Below are 13,971 nucleotides of genomic sequence, written 5' to 3'. Positions count from 1 at the left end.
TCCTCACTGCGGGTTAGGGCTTGTACATAAGACTGGGAAAGCACAGGCCGGTTCTGCAACAGGTTATCAGTCACGCAACTTATTTATTGAGAGACATTTATTCAGGGCCGTGAAAAATTCCGGGCAATAAAAAAGGGAGACCCGTCGGCCTCCCTTTGAGAACTTCGTCCGTGCTCGACGCTTATGACGTCGGCTCACCTCACGCCGTCTTCTGGACAGTGTGTAGCTCGGGGGCCGGCACATCCCCGGTGGGGGTGGCGGCCGCGACTGGCCTGATTGGGCGAGTCGCTGTGGACTGTTTGTCCGAGCAGTGATTCTGGTAATAAGAATAGGCCTGGGCCGCCGACAGAGGATTGCGAAGATTGCTCAAATAAACATCACTTGCGCAATTTTTAACCCTGGATAGATAATCCTCCGCAATAGTTACGACAAAGGATTGATTGATGAGCAAACTCGACCGTTACGACCTGAGCATTTTGGCGGAATTGCAGCGTGACGCGCGCATCTCCAACCAGGAGCTGGCCGAACGCATCGGCCTGTCACCTTCACCTTGTTCGCGCCGGGTCAAACAGCTGGAAGACGACGGCTACATCTCGCGCCAGGTGGCCCTATTGGACCGCAAGATGCTCGGCCTGAGCCTCACGGCCTACGTATTGATAGGGATGGACCGCCACACGCCCGAGCGTTTCGAAAATTTCGAAGCGGCGATTCGGACCTTGCCGCAGGTGCTGGAATGTAGCCTGGTGACGGGGATGGATGCGGATTATCAGCTCAAGGTGGTGGTGCCGGACATGGATCACTACCAGAAACTGCTGCTGGGGCATTTGACCCGGATTGAGGGCGTTACCAGTGTGCGGTCGAGTTTTGTGTTGAATCAGGTGTTGAACAGTACTGAGTTGCCGTTGACGCATCTGCGTAGCTGAGGACGACATTTGTAGGAGCTGTCGAGTGAAACGAGGCTGCGATCTTTTGATTTTGATTTTTAAAAATAAGATCAAAAGATCGCAGCCTCGTTTCACTCGACAGCTCCTACCAACTCCTACCAGTTCCTACAGGGCCGGCACAGGCGACGAATGACCGCGACACACTGCCGCAGGTCAATGCCTGACCAACTCACCGTGCCGTATACTCGCCCCGCCCTTTTAGCCCCGCCCGCGCTGGAGATGTTCGATGGATCCTGCAGTATTCGAAGAGTGGATGATGACTGGCCTGGTCAGCATCCTGATCATTTTCATGGGTTTCATCGTCTGGGATCTGGCGAAGAAATCCAAGGCTGGCAAGTTCGGCACCATGATTCTGTTCTTTGTGCTGGGCCTGGGGATCTTCGCGTTCATCATCAAAAGCGTGGTCATCGCGTACATCGAAAACCAGTCATAACCGCGCTGGCACTTCCTTCCACTGGCCCTGATCGAGCCCTTCGATCGTCCAGTCGCCGATTCTGACCCGCACCAGACGCAACGTCGGCAAGCCGACTGCCGCGGTCATGCGCCGCACCTGACGGTTGCGACCTTCACGAATCACCAGCTCCAGCCAAGTGGTGGGCACGCTTTTGCGAAAGCGCACCGGCGGGTTGCGCGGCCACAGCTCCGGCTCTCCAAGCTGTCGTGCTTCGGCGGGCAAGGTCATGCCGTCGTTCAGCTCAACGCCATCGCGCAAGCGCTGCAACTGCTCGGCGCTCGGTTCGCCTTCCACTTGTACCCAATAGGTCTTGGCCAGTTTGTGTTTCGGGTCGGCGATCCGCGCCTGCAACTGACCGTCGTTGGTCAGCAGCAGCAAACCTTCGCTGTCGCGGTCCAGTCGCCCGGCCGGATAGATCCCGGGGATTTCGATGTAATCCTTGAGCGTCGCCCGCCCTTCTCCGTCGCTGAATTGCGTCAGCACATCGAACGGTTTATTGAACAGAATAAGTTTCGGTTCGGCCGGTGGCGCTTTGGCGACACGGCGCGGGGCGGCTTGCGGGCTATTCGCGCCAGGGCGGCGGGAAACGGGACGTGGAGGACGAGACATGGGAAAGGGAACATCTAACGGTCAGGGCTGCTAATGCTAGTGCCCTGACCGCTAAATGACCATCGCAACGATTAGCGGAACGGCGGCTCGTCGAAGCTACGCAGTTTGCGCGAGTGCAACGAGTTGAGTTCGGTGCGCAACAGATCCACCGCTTCGATGCCGATCTTCAAGTGCTGGCTGACCGCACGCTCGTAGAACGCGTTGGCCGAACCCGGCAGCTTGATTTCGCTGTGCAACGGTTTGTCCGAAACACAGAGCAACGTGCCATACGGCACCCGCAGGCGATAACCCTGAGCGGCGATGGTGCCGCTTTCCATGTCCACCGCCACGGCGCGGGACAGGTTGATCAACGGCCGCTCCTGGGCCCAGCGCAATTCCCAGTTACGGTCGTCGTAGGTCAGCACGGTGCCGGTGCGCAGGCGTTTCTTCAGCTCGTCGCCCTTCTCGCCAGTGATGTTGGCCGCTGCTTGTTGCAACGCCATCTGCACTTCGGCCAGGGCCGGGATTGGAATGTTCGGCGGCACGACCCGGTCGAGAATCCCGTCGCGACGCATATAAGCGTGGGCCAGTACGTAGTCGCCGATGGTCTGGGACTGACGCAGGCCGCCGCAGTGGCCGATCATCAGCCAGCAATGCGGACGCAACACGGCCAGGTGGTCGGTGATGTTCTTGGCGTTGGACGGGCCGACGCCGATGTTCACCAGGGTCACGCCGTGGCCATCGCTGGCGATCAGGTGATAAGCCGGCATCTGGTAGCGGTGCCAGACCACGCCAGCGGCAATCGCCGAGGCTTCGCCGTGATCCATGCTCTTTTCGATGATCACGTTGCCCGGCAAGATCATGCGCACAAAACGCGGATCACTGCGTAACTGTTCCAGACCATGGACGATGAACTGGTCGACGTAGCGGTGGTAGTTGGTCAGCAGAATCCACGGCTGCACATGCCGCCAGTCGCTGCCGGTGTAATGCACCAAACGGCGCAGGGAGAAATCCACCCGTGCCGCATCGAACAGGGCCAGGGGCAGCGGATCGGTGTTTTCCCAATCGTACAAGCCATCGGCGATACCGTCGGTGGCGGCGGACAGGTCGGTACTCGGGAACACCCGCGCCAGCGTCGCTGCGGTGACGCCGGAGCCGGCCAGTTCATCGCCTTGCTCGACCACGTACGGATACGGAATGTTCTGCTGGCTCACGCCGACTTCCACCGTAACGGTGAAGTCGTGCATCAACGGCACCAGTTGTTCCAGCAGGTATTTACGAAACGCCGCCGGATGGGTGACGGTAACGCTGTAGGTTCCAGGTAACTGGACCTTGGCGTACGCGCGGGTTGTCTGTGGGACTTCGCCCTGACAAAGGTAGGTCAGGCGCAATTCGGGATAACGAAACATCGCACGCTGCTCGGCGTCCGGTTCGACTCGATCCTTGAGGTAACGCTTGAGCGCCTGATTCAGCGCAGAGGTAGCCTGCTCATGCAGGGCGGCGAGCCGGTCTACGGCTTGTTCGGCGGTTTGAACAACAATAAACGCTTCGGTCACGATCAGCTTCCTGTGTTCTGACTTGCAGACCTTCATCTTGCCTGCATCGTCGTCGGACGGGAACAGTGGTGTGCTGATACAAATGCCCTGATCACCACAGATCCCTTGTGGGAGCGGGCTTGCTCGCGAAGGCGGTGGGTCTGCCACATTGATTTCGACTGACACACCCAATTCGCGAGCAAGCCCGCTCCCGCAGGGGTTCGGTGGCGATTACAGGTGCGGAGTTGACCGGGCAACGATCGCTTCAACATCCAACCCTCGCGGCAACGCGCCATACACCCGACCGGCGGAACCGAGACGACTGGCGATAAACCCATCACTCACCGCCGCATTCCCCGCCTCCAGCAACAACTTGGCCTGAAGCCCCAACGCAATATCTTCGGTCAACTGCCGCGCGCGGTATTGAATGTCGCTGGTGTCCTTGAACGCTGCCTGCAATTGCGTGATGTGCGCCGCCAGACGCTTATCGCCATGCCCATCGCCCAACTCGCTGAACAGCACATCCAGCACGCCCGGCTCTTTCGACAACGCCCGCAGCACATCGAGGCATTGCACGTTGCCGGAACCTTCCCACGTCGAATTCACCGGCGCCTCACGGTACAGGCGCGGCAGGATGCTTTCTTCGACATAACCGGCGCCGCCCATGCATTCGGCGGCTTCGTTGATCATCCCGGGGGCACGCTTACAGATCCAGTATTTGCCCACCGCCGTCACCAGCCGGGCGAATTTGGCTTCGTGGCTGTCATCCAGATGATCCAGCGCCTTGCCCATGCGCAGACTAAGTGCGAGGGCGGCTTCGCTTTCCAGGGCCAGGTCGGCCAGGACGTTCTGCATCAACGGTTGTTCGCTCAGCAGCTTGCCGCCGACCATGCGATGGGCGCAGTGATGGCTGGCCTGGGTCAGGGCCTGGCGCATCAGCGCGCTGGAGCCGACCATGCAATCGAAGCGAGTCATGGCGACCATCTCGATGATGGTCGGCACACCCCGGCCTTCTTCGCCGATCATCCACGCCAGCGCGCCACGGAACTCGACTTCGCTGGAGGCGTTGGAGCAATTGCCGAGTTTGTTTTTCAGGCGCTGGATGTAGAACTGATTGCGCGTGTCGTCCGGGCGATGGCGCGGCAGCAGAAAACAGGTCAGGCCTTTGTCGGTCTGGGCCAGGGTCAGGAACGCATCGCACATCGGCGCCGAACAGAACCACTTGTGCCCCACCAGTTCATACGCCTGGCCCGGACCGCTGGCGCCAACCGGATACGCCTTGGTGGTGTTGGCCCGCACGTCGGTGCCGCCCTGTTTCTCGGTCATGGCCATGCCGATGGTGACGCCGGCCTTGTGGGCCATGCCGACGTTACGCGGGTCGTATTCGGTGGCGAGGATTTTCGGCAGCCATTGCTCGGCCAGATTCGGTTGCAGGCGCATCGCTGGAACACTGGCGAAAGTCATGGTCAGCGGGCAACCGCTGCCGGCCTCGGCCTGGCTGTGCAGGTAAGACATGGAGGCGCGGGCGACATGCGCGCCAGATTGTGGATGCGCCCATGGCAACGAGGTCAAACCATGCTCGACCGCCGTACGCATCAGTTCGTGATAGGCGGGGTGAAATTCCACCAGATCGATGCGATGGCCATAACGGTCATGGCTGACGAATACCGGTTTGTTTTGATTGGCCAGGAACCCGGCCTCCATCAGCGGCCCGCCGGCCAGAGCGCCGTAGGCGTCAATCCGCGACTCGGCCCAACCGGCACCAAAACGTCGCGACCACTCCTGCAACGGCAGGTCGATACGGTAGAGATTGGTGCCGTCCAGCGACGGTGGCTGGTTGGTGACTTCGTGGGTTTCGGCGAACTGATGCAGGTTCATGACGGGGCTCCTTTGGACAGCCAGGCATTCAGTTAAGCACCGCCCCCTGGCTGAACAAAGTGTCATACCCGCCTAAATGTCGGCGCTTTCACCTTGTTTCGGACAAAGCACCCGACGATAAAGCGCCGCCTGCAAATCCTCGAATTTAACCGGTTTGCTCAGGTAGTCGATCAGTGCGCCCGTCGGGCAGTGTTCCCGATCAATACTCTGCGCAACCATGAACACCGGTACCTCGGCACACCCCGGCAAGCCGCGGATCTGGCAGCAGAGGGACGCGCCGTCCTGAGATGGCAGCTGACAATCGAGCACCACCGCATCGAAGGTTTCACGTTGCAAATGATCGAGTGCGGCCGCGCTGCTGTCGGCGGATCGCACCCGGAAACCGAGCTTGAGCAACATCCCACGCATGACCAGTTGATTGATGCTGTTGTCATCGACCAGCAGCACCGTGCAGTCCTGCGGCAGACGCAAACGCGGGGTATCCCGAGACATCAAGGGCGCAGGCGCGCGCTCCACCACGGGCAAATCAACCTCGACATCCAGCTGAAAGCGACTGCCACGCCCCGGTTCGGAGCGGTGGGTCAGGCGCCCGCCGAGCAATTCGACCAATTGCCGACAAATCGCCAGGCCAACGCCCAGACCGCCGTATTCGCGGGTCATCGAGCCGTCGAGCTGGAAGAAACGCTGATACATCGTCGCCTCCCCCAGATCGGTAAAACCAATACCGGTGTCGATCACCGCAAACGACAGGGCCAGGCGCCCCTCCTCTGTCGTCTTGCCCGTCACCCGTAGCGCGACGCCGCCGACCCGGGTGAACTTGATGGCGTTATCCAGCAGACATTCCAGGCATTGCGCCAGTTTGCTGCTGTCGCCGAGCAGGCGATCGGCCAGCCCCGGCGTCACCTCGACCTTGAGGTCCAGCGACTTGCTCGACGCATTGCCCTCGAACTGCACCCGCAAGGCATCGACCACGCCGCGCAAGCTGAAGGTGTCCGGATAAGCTTTGAGTTTGCCGGCCTGCAATTCGGTCAGGGTGAGGATGCCGTTGACCATGCGCATCATGTCCCGCGCCGAACCGGCGGCGGTTTGCTGATATTGCTCCAGCTCCGGGTCCATTTCGACGGTCTGCATCAATTCCAGCGAACCGATCACCCCGTTCATCGGCGTGCGCAGTTCGTGGGTCAGGGTCGCGAGGAATTCATCCTTGAGCTTGTTACTGCGAGCCAGTTGCTGGTTCAGCACTTCAAGCTTCTGCCCGGCGTCGAACAGGGTTTGCGCTTGTTGCTCACGCATGGCGTTGATGCGATCAGCCAGTGCCAGGGACAGCAGCGCCACTTCGATCGCCGAGCCGATCTGGCTGGCGTACATGGTCAGGAACACGTTCGGCAGGTAACCCAGCACCATCAGCGTATTGACGACGCCGCCGAGCAAAAACGCCGACCAGGCGATGATGAAATAACGCGCCACCCGCAAGCCGCGTGCCCAGGCGAAGATACCGGCGGCAAAAATCACCACGGTAAAGATCAACGCCAGGGTCGTTGCCAGGCGTAAGGCGAGTGCGTAACTGGTCATCAAGGACAGCCCGACCACCACCGCGCCAAAGGCGATCAACGCCAATAACAATCGATCGAGCCAGCGACTGTGTTGCGCGGTTTGCAGGAAGCTGCGAGCGAACTGGCTGCCGAACAATCCGGCGCAACCGATGAAGAATGGCGTCGCCGCGTTGGCCCACCAAGGGTTGTTCGGCCAGAAATACTCTACCGCCGCGCCATTCACCGACAGCTGATACAAGCCGAACGAGGCGATATAGAAGATGTAATAGAGGTAACTGGTGTCGCGCACACTGAGGTAGATGAACAGGTTGTAGACCACCATCCCCAGTAACACGCCATAGATCAGCCCCAGCACATAGAGGCGAACTGGCTGCTCTTCGAGGTAAGCGGTGCTTGACCACAACGTCACCGGCGCCTGGATCGAGCCTTCGCTTTGCAGGCGCAGGTACGCGGTTTGCGCCTGATCGGGCTTGAAGTTCAGGTTGAAAAGGTAGTTGTTCTGGCGGATCTCGCGGCTGGCAAACGGCAGTGCGTCACCGGTGCGGCGGATCAGTTGATAGTCACCCTCGGCATCGGGCAAATACAGATCAAGGTGATCGAGAGGCGGATAGGCCAGTTCCAGCAACCAGGTGCGTTGCGCCTGCGGATTGGTCGGGCGGTAGTGCAGGTCGATTTTCAGCCAGAACACCGAACGCGAGTAACCGGCGTTAAGGGTGGCTTTATCGTGGGGTTTGAAGTTTCCGGCGGCAGCTTGCGCACGGACATCGGCGATGGTCGCCTGACCACCCGCGTCTTCGTACACCTGCATGGTTCGACCCAGGGGAAGGCTCTGGGTGAATTCGTCAAATTCAACGGCGCTCGCCAGGAGGGGCAAGCACAACAGCAACATCAGCAAATAGCGCATTTAAGCCCCAGCGTGGCCTGTCCGGTTGTGTCAGGAAGCCCCCCCATTCCCTTTGAGTAGACGTAAAACCGGTATTACCTGTTATTGGTTTGGATCCACTCTAGCATAGCCGTTGATGGCCATTGAGCACCATTGAAATTTTTACTACAGAGGCTCTAGAACGGGCGTTCCAGCGCTATGCATTGAGATAGAGCTGTTGGCTTGGTCAGAATGTGACAAAAAGATCGCAGCCTTTGGCAGCTCCTGCAGTTTCCGGTCCGCTCGTGGTCTGTGCAGGAGCTGGCGAAGCCTGCGATCTTTTGATCTTCCAATAAACGCCACCGATGTGCGCAAGCACCGAAAAAACATGTTTGGTGGTAAGCTCGCGCACCATGAATATCTACAGCTCTCGCCCCGTTGTCCTCTGTCTCTCCGGCCACGACCCAAGTGGTGGCGCCGGCTTGCAGGCAGATATCGAAGCCCTGCTCGCCCAGGGTTGTCATGCGGCCCCGGCCGTCACTGCCCTGACCGTGCAAGACACGGTCAACGTCACTGACTTCCGCGTCCTCGACCGTGAGTGGGTGTTGGCCCAGGCCAATGCCGTGCTCAACGACTCCGAAGTCGCGGCCGTCAAACTGGGCATGCTCGGTTCCCTGGAAATGGTCGACACCGTTGTCGAACTGCTCTCGGCGCACCCGCATTTGCCAGTGGTCTGCGACCCGGTGCTGCGCGCCGGTGGTGGCGGACGCCTGGGCAAGGACGAAGTCGGCTACGCCATGCGCGAACGCCTGCTGCCGCTGTCGATCATTGCCACCCCCAACCTTCCCGAAGCCCGCATCCTTGCCGAACTGCCCGAAGGCACCGCGGACGAGTGCGCTGAAAAACTCCTGCCCTTCGTCAAACACCTGCTGATCACCGGCGGCCATGGCGACGAACACGAAATCCACAATCGCCTGTACAGCCGCGACGGTCGCCGCGAAACCTTCACCTGCCAGCGTTTGCCCGGCAGTTATCACGGTTCCGGTTGCACCCTGGCCAGCGCCCTGGCCGGTCGTCTGGCCCAAGGTGAAAACCTCGCCAGCGCCGTGCAGACCGCGCTTAACTACACGTGGCGCACCCTGCGTGATGCCGAGCAGTTGGGCAAAGGCCAGTTCGTGCCGCGCCGCCTGCCGCTGGATTTCTGTTCGTAACTTTTGATGCGTGTAGCGCAGAGGCTTGCCCGATGAAACTACGTGGCCTGTACGCCATTACCGACAGCCAGTTACTGGCCGGTAAATTTCTTTCGTACGTGGAGGCGGCGCTGGAAGGCGGCGTCACTCTGCTGCAATACCGCGACAAAAGCAGCGACGAAGCCCGGCGCCTGCGTGAGGCTGAAGCCCTGCGGGATTTGTGTGATCGTTACAAGACTCAGCTGATCATCAATGACGACGCCGAACTGGCCGCACGCCTGAACGTCGGCGTGCACCTGGGTCAGACCGACGGCCCGCTGACCCCGGCCCGCGCGCTGCTCGGCCGCCAAGCGATCATCGGCTCGACCTGCCACGCGCAACTCGAACTCGCCGAACAAGCCGCCAAGGAAGGCGCCAGTTACGTCGCCTTCGGCCGCTTCTTCAACTCCAACACCAAACCCGGCGCCCCGACGTGCAGCCTCGACCTGCTCGACCAGGCCCGCAGCAAACTGCACCTGCCGATCTGCGCGATTGGCGGCATCACGTTGGAAAACGCCGCGCCGCTGGTGGCCCATGGGGTCGATCTGCTGGCCGTTGTCCATGGCCTGTTTGGCGCCGAGAGCACGGCTGAAGTGACCCGCCGCGCCCGCGCCTTCAACGAACTGCTTTCTATTTAAGTAGCTTAAAATCCGATTTGAGAGCCCGATCATGTCTCGTTCCGAAACCCTGTTTGCCGATGCCCAAAAACACATTCCCGGTGGCGTGAACTCGCCGGTTCGCGCGTTCAAGAGCGTTGGCGGCACGCCGTTGTTCTTCAAACACGCGGAAGGCGCCTACGTCACTGACGAAGACGACAAGCGTTATGTCGATTACGTTGGCTCCTGGGGCCCGATGATCCTCGGCCACAGCCATCCGGATGTGCTGGACGCCGTGCGTAAACAGCTGGAACACGGTTTGTCCTACGGCGCCCCGACTGCCATGGAAACCGAGATGGCCGATCTGGTCTGCTCGATTGTGCCGTCGATGGAAATGGTGCGCATGGTCAGCTCCGGCACCGAAGCGACCATGAGTGCGATTCGCCTGGCCCGTGGTTTCACCGGCCGCGATGCGATCATCAAGTTCGAAGGCTGCTACCACGGTCACTCCGACAGCCTGCTGGTCAAGGCCGGCTCCGGCCTGCTGACCCAAGGCGTGCCGAGTTCGGCGGGTGTCCCTGCTGATTTCGCCAAACACACCCTGACCCTGCCGTTCAACGACATCGACGCCGTGGAAACCATGCTCGCTGAAGTTGGCCAGGACGTGGCGTGCATCATCGTCGAGCCAGTGGCTGGCAACATGAACTGCGTACCGCCGGCGCCGGGTTTCCTCGAAGGCCTGCGCACGCTTTGCGACAAGCACGGCGTGGTACTGATCTTTGACGAAGTGATGACTGGTTTTCGCGTGGCACTCGGTGGCGCCCAGGCGCATTTCGGCGTGACGCCGGACCTGAGCACCTTCGGCAAAATCATCGGCGGCGGTATGCCGGTGGGTTGCTTCGGCGGCAAGCGCGAGATCATGTCGCACATCGCACCATTGGGTCCGGTTTACCAGGCTGGCACCTTGTCCGGTAACCCGCTGGCCATGGCCGCCGGCCTGACCACCTTGCGCCTGATCAGCCGTCCGGGTTTCCACGCCGAGCTGAGCGACTACACCAGCCGCCTGCTCGACGGCCTGCAACAGCGCGCCGATGCCGCAGGCATTCCATTCGTGACCACTCAGGCGGGTGGCATGTTCGGCCTGTACTTCAGTGGTGCCGACGACATCGTGACCTTCGATGACGTGATGTCCAGCGACGCCAATCTGTTCAAGCGCTTCTTCCACCTGATGCTTGAAGGTGGCGTTTACCTGGCGCCGAGTGCCTTCGAAGCCGGTTTCACCTCGATCGCCCACGGCGAAACCGAGCTGAAACTGACGCTGGATGCTGCTGAACGTGCTTTTGCTGCACTGAAATAATGCTGTGCCGCTGACGTTGGCGATTGCCAGCGTCAGCTTTCACCTACATTCCTGCCGCTTTTCCTACCCTTGTGCCAACAATCTCTCGCAAAGTGGGCGATATATTCCCCGCGCAGCAGAAAAACGAGTAAAGACTTTGTAAGGTTGGCCCTGCTTATTTCATAATGCGCGCTTATTGGATCCCTCGATGGGTCCGCGCGCCCTTCAGAGGTAAGTCGATTCCCATGAACCGCACCGGCCGCACCCTTGCATTGGGCTGCCTGTTGCTCCTTCAGCCCCTGCTCGCGCTCGCACAAGCAGGCGGCAACTCGTTGTTGATCCCAGCGATGGGTCGCTGCACCCTCAATACTCAGCCGCAAGACCTGACGCAAGCGCTTGCCGCCTGCCAGAAAGCGTCGGATGAAGGGGATGCGCAAGCGCAATACGAGTTGGGTGAGTTCTACTACGACGGCAAAAGTACGCCGCGCGATCTCAATAAAGCCTTGGCCTTCTTCGAAAAAGCCTCCCTGCAAGGCCACGCCCAGGCGCAATTCAAACTCGGCACCATGTTCTTCCACGGCGAAGGCGTGCCGGCCAATAACGTTCAGGCGTATATCGTGCTGAAGATGGCCGCAGTCAACGGCGCAGAAGATGCGCTGGACACCGCCGACGAAGTCGCCGAGAAAATGCCCCGCGAAGATCTGGAAGTCGCTACCCAGGTGCTGGGGCAAATCTTCCGTAAATATTTGATGGAATTGCAGAGCGCGGATGGGCGTACGCCGTTTTCGCCGTTGCCCTGATCGACGCGGGCCCCTGTGGCGAGGGAGCTTGCTCCCGCTGGGCCGCGAAGTGACCCTAAACCCTGTAACCACAGTTTGTCTGGCACACCGCGCTCTCTGGTTTTGCGACTACTTCGCAGCCGAGCGGGAGCAAGCTCCCTCGCCACAGAAAGCTCCTCACCTCAAAAATTCGCTACTTACTTATCAGGCATCGGCATCGGGAACGGCATCACATTGCCGACCGCACCGCGGGCTTCGCTGATTTTCGGCGTGCCCAGGCGCTCGACTTCGTCGATGCGCACAATCGAATGCATCGGCACAAAACTGCGCACCACGCCCTCGAACTGAGCCTTGAGTTTCTCTTCGCTCGGATCGACGACCACTTGCGTGCGCTCGCCAAAGACGAACTCTTCCACTTCCAGGAAGCCCCACAGATCACTTTGATAGATCTGCTTGGCATACATTTCGTACACCTGGCCCTGGTTGAGGAAAATCACCTTGTAGATTGGGGCTTCACGTTTGGTCATGGTGGGCGGGCAACACATTGGGGATAAAAATGAGGGCGCGAACTATAGCATAGCCGCCGGACGCACAACGGTAGGAACCTTGGGACATGTTCCCTATAATGCGCGGTTCTTTGAATCACGTGATGACCCTATCCATGGCCAAGAAGCTTTACATCGAAACCCACGGTTGCCAGATGAACGAGTACGACAGCTCGCGCATGGTCGATCTGCTGGGTGAACATCAGGCCCTGGAAGTCACCGCTCGCGCTGAAGATGCCGACGTGATCCTGCTCAACACCTGCTCCATCCGCGAACGCGCACAGGACCGGGTGTATTCCCAACTCGGCCGCTGGCGCGAACTGAAACTCGCCAACCCGGACATGGTGATCGCCGTTGGCGGTTGCGTGGCCAGCCAGGAAGGCGCCGCCATCCGCGATCGCGCGCCCTACGTGGACGTGGTGTTCGGCCCGCAGACCCTGCACCGTCTGCCGGAAATGATCGACGCCGCTCGCGCCACCAAGCTGCCGCAAGTGGACGTCTCGTTCCCGGAAATCGAAAAGTTCGACCATTTGCCCGAGCCACGCATCGACGGGCCGAGCGCCTATGTGTCGGTGATGGAAGGATGCAGCAAGTACTGCACCTTCTGCGTGGTGCCCTACACCCGCGGTGAAGAAGTCAGCCGTCCATTCGATGACGTGATCGCAGAGATCATTCACCTGGCTGAAAACGGTGTGCGCGAAGTGACCTTGCTCGGGCAGAACGTCAACGGTTATCGCGGCACCACTCACGACGGTCGTCTGGCGGACCTCGCCGAGCTGATCCGCGTGGTCGCCGCCGTCGATGGCATCGACCGGATTCGCTACACCACGTCGCACCCGCTGGAATTTTCCGACAGCCTGATCCAGGCCCACGCCGAAGTGCCGGAGCTGGTGAAACACTTGCACTTGCCGGTGCAGTCGGGCTCGGACCGGATTCTGTCAGCGATGAAGCGCAACCACACTGCGCTGGAATACAAATCCAAACTGCGCAAGCTACGGGCCGCCGTGCCGGGGATCTGCATCAGCTCGGACTTTATCGTCGGCTTCCCGGGCGAGACCGAGAAAGACTTCGAACAGACCATGAAGCTGATCGAAGACGTCGGTTTCGACTTCTCCTACTCGTTCGTTTATAGCCAGCGCCCGGGGACTCCGGCCGCCGACCTGGCCGACGAGACGCCGGAAGAACTGAAAAAAGAACGTCTGAACGCACTGCAACATCGCCTGAACCAGCAGGGTTTCGAGATCAGCCGACAAATGGTCGGCTCGACCCAGCGCATTTTGGTCACCGATTATTCGAAAAAAGACCCCGGCGAGCTGCAAGGCCGGACCGAGAATAACCGTATCGTCAACTTCCGCTGCGACAATCCAACCCTGATCGGCCAGTTCGCCGACGTACACATCGATGCCGCACAGCCGCACTCGTTGCGGGGCTCGCTGATCCAATAACACCGCATACCCCGTGGATGTCGGGCTTTTGTGGCGAGGGGGCTTGCCCCCGTTGGATCGCGAAGCGGTCCCAAGTATTTTGCGACTGCTTCGCAGCCGAACGGGGGCAAGCCCCCTCGCCACAGGTTAAGCACCAAAGTCCGGCATCTTATTTAAGAGCTTTCGCACCCAGCCCTCTGGCGTTATCCTTGATTTCATCTTAATTGCCCCAGGGCGGCTAAATACGA

General features: G+C 60.0%; 12 protein-coding genes. 7 read left to right on the top strand and 5 right to left on the bottom strand.

The window, feature by feature from the left end; genetic code table 11:
- Nucleotides 1–443: 443 nt before the first annotated feature.
- Entirely contained in the window at nucleotides 444–923 is a 480-nt protein-coding gene (locus ACWIKB_RS18960) for an Lrp/AsnC family transcriptional regulator (protein WP_007937367.1), read from the top strand.
- 247 nt (nucleotides 924–1,170) lie between these two features.
- Nucleotides 1,171–1,377, top strand: coding sequence for a DUF2788 domain-containing protein (locus ACWIKB_RS18955; protein ID WP_123404607.1), 207 nt, complete (start codon nucleotides 1,171–1,173; stop codon nucleotides 1,375–1,377).
- Here the strand turns inward: ACWIKB_RS18955 and ACWIKB_RS18950 are convergent.
- From ACWIKB_RS18950 to ACWIKB_RS18935, 4 genes are all read right to left on the bottom strand, one after another.
- Nucleotides 1,372–2,007, bottom strand: a complete 636-nt coding sequence (locus ACWIKB_RS18950) for a pseudouridine synthase (protein WP_475268785.1) — start codon at nucleotides 2,005–2,007, stop codon at nucleotides 1,372–1,374. The two genes, ACWIKB_RS18955 and ACWIKB_RS18950, sit on opposite strands and share 6 nt — an antisense overlap.
- 71 nt (nucleotides 2,008–2,078) lie before the next feature.
- The gene (gene amn, locus ACWIKB_RS18945) at nucleotides 2,079–3,578 is read right to left on the bottom strand and encodes an AMP nucleosidase (RefSeq protein WP_475268784.1); all 1,500 of its coding nucleotides are present in this window, start codon (nucleotides 3,576–3,578) and stop codon (nucleotides 2,079–2,081) included.
- Between the two features lie 174 nt (nucleotides 3,579–3,752).
- Entirely contained in the window at nucleotides 3,753–5,399 is a 1,647-nt protein-coding gene (locus tag ACWIKB_RS18940) for an acyl-CoA dehydrogenase family protein (protein WP_475268783.1), read from the bottom strand.
- Between the two features lie 72 nt (nucleotides 5,400–5,471).
- Complete coding sequence (locus tag ACWIKB_RS18935; protein WP_475268782.1) at nucleotides 5,472–7,856, bottom strand: 7TM diverse intracellular signaling domain-containing protein; 2,385 nt, start codon at nucleotides 7,854–7,856, stop codon at nucleotides 5,472–5,474.
- Between the two features lie 371 nt (nucleotides 7,857–8,227).
- On the opposite strand from ACWIKB_RS18935, the gene ACWIKB_RS18930 reads away from it, so the two are divergent.
- The 4 genes from ACWIKB_RS18930 to ACWIKB_RS18915 all read left to right on the top strand — a co-directional run bounded on the left by ACWIKB_RS18930 (nucleotide 8,228) and on the right by ACWIKB_RS18915 (nucleotide 11,775).
- Nucleotides 8,228–9,025: a hydroxymethylpyrimidine/phosphomethylpyrimidine kinase gene (locus ACWIKB_RS18930; protein WP_027924276.1), complete on the top strand. Its 798-nt coding sequence runs from the start codon at nucleotides 8,228–8,230 to the stop codon at nucleotides 9,023–9,025.
- Between the two features lie 32 nt (nucleotides 9,026–9,057).
- Complete coding sequence (gene thiE / locus ACWIKB_RS18925; protein ID WP_475268781.1) at nucleotides 9,058–9,681, top strand: thiamine phosphate synthase; 624 nt, start codon at nucleotides 9,058–9,060, stop codon at nucleotides 9,679–9,681.
- Nucleotides 9,682–9,712: 31 nt separating this feature from the next.
- Nucleotides 9,713–10,996 carry a glutamate-1-semialdehyde 2,1-aminomutase gene (gene hemL / locus ACWIKB_RS18920; protein ID WP_403026059.1) on the top strand — a complete coding sequence of 428 codons (1,284 nt, stop codon included), beginning with the start codon at nucleotides 9,713–9,715 and terminating at the stop codon, nucleotides 10,994–10,996.
- 224 nt (nucleotides 10,997–11,220) lie between these two features.
- Entirely contained in the window at nucleotides 11,221–11,775 is a 555-nt protein-coding gene (locus ACWIKB_RS18915) for a tetratricopeptide repeat protein (protein WP_475268780.1), read from the top strand.
- A 176-nt stretch (nucleotides 11,776–11,951) separates the two neighbouring features.
- Here the strand turns inward: ACWIKB_RS18915 and ACWIKB_RS18910 are convergent, their stop codons facing one another.
- A complete protein-coding gene (locus ACWIKB_RS18910) occupies nucleotides 11,952–12,281 on the bottom strand; it encodes a DUF1820 family protein (RefSeq protein WP_045062075.1) in 330 nt (109 codons plus the stop codon).
- Between the two features lie 134 nt (nucleotides 12,282–12,415).
- On the opposite strand from ACWIKB_RS18910, the gene miaB reads away from it, so the two are divergent.
- Nucleotides 12,416–13,744 carry a tRNA (N6-isopentenyl adenosine(37)-C2)-methylthiotransferase MiaB gene (gene miaB / locus ACWIKB_RS18905; RefSeq protein ID WP_163911539.1) on the top strand — a complete coding sequence of 443 codons (1,329 nt, stop codon included), beginning with the start codon at nucleotides 12,416–12,418 and terminating at the stop codon, nucleotides 13,742–13,744.
- The last annotated feature ends 227 nt before the right edge of the window (nucleotides 13,745–13,971 follow it).

The sequence above is a fragment of the Pseudomonas sp. 5Vm1k genome, assembly GCF_056161485.1.
The sequence above is the reverse complement of the archived record's forward strand: the minus strand, read 5'-3'. Positions and strand labels throughout refer to the sequence as shown.

Coding starts and splice junctions, on each gene's coding strand:
- ACWIKB_RS18960 (WP_007937367.1), top strand. CDS start 444: ATGAGCAAACTCGACCGTTACGACCTGAGCATTTTGGCGGAATTGCAG.
- ACWIKB_RS18955 (WP_123404607.1), top strand. CDS start 1,171: ATGGATCCTGCAGTATTCGAAGAGTGGATGATGACTGGCCTGGTCAGC.
- ACWIKB_RS18950 (WP_475268785.1), bottom strand. CDS start 2,007: ATGTCTCGTCCTCCACGTCCCGTTTCCCGCCGCCCTGGCGCGAATAGC.
- amn (WP_475268784.1), bottom strand. CDS start 3,578: ATGAAGGTCTGCAAGTCAGAACACAGGAAGCTGATCGTGACCGAAGCG.
- ACWIKB_RS18940 (WP_475268783.1), bottom strand. CDS start 5,399: ATGAACCTGCATCAGTTCGCCGAAACCCACGAAGTCACCAACCAGCCA.
- ACWIKB_RS18935 (WP_475268782.1), bottom strand. CDS start 7,856: ATGCGCTATTTGCTGATGTTGCTGTTGTGCTTGCCCCTCCTGGCGAGC.
- ACWIKB_RS18930 (WP_027924276.1), top strand. CDS start 8,228: ATGAATATCTACAGCTCTCGCCCCGTTGTCCTCTGTCTCTCCGGCCAC.
- thiE (WP_475268781.1), top strand. CDS start 9,058: ATGAAACTACGTGGCCTGTACGCCATTACCGACAGCCAGTTACTGGCC.
- hemL (WP_403026059.1), top strand. CDS start 9,713: ATGTCTCGTTCCGAAACCCTGTTTGCCGATGCCCAAAAACACATTCCC.
- ACWIKB_RS18915 (WP_475268780.1), top strand. CDS start 11,221: ATGAACCGCACCGGCCGCACCCTTGCATTGGGCTGCCTGTTGCTCCTT.
- ACWIKB_RS18910 (WP_045062075.1), bottom strand. CDS start 12,281: ATGACCAAACGTGAAGCCCCAATCTACAAGGTGATTTTCCTCAACCAG.
- miaB (WP_163911539.1), top strand. CDS start 12,416: ATGGCCAAGAAGCTTTACATCGAAACCCACGGTTGCCAGATGAACGAG.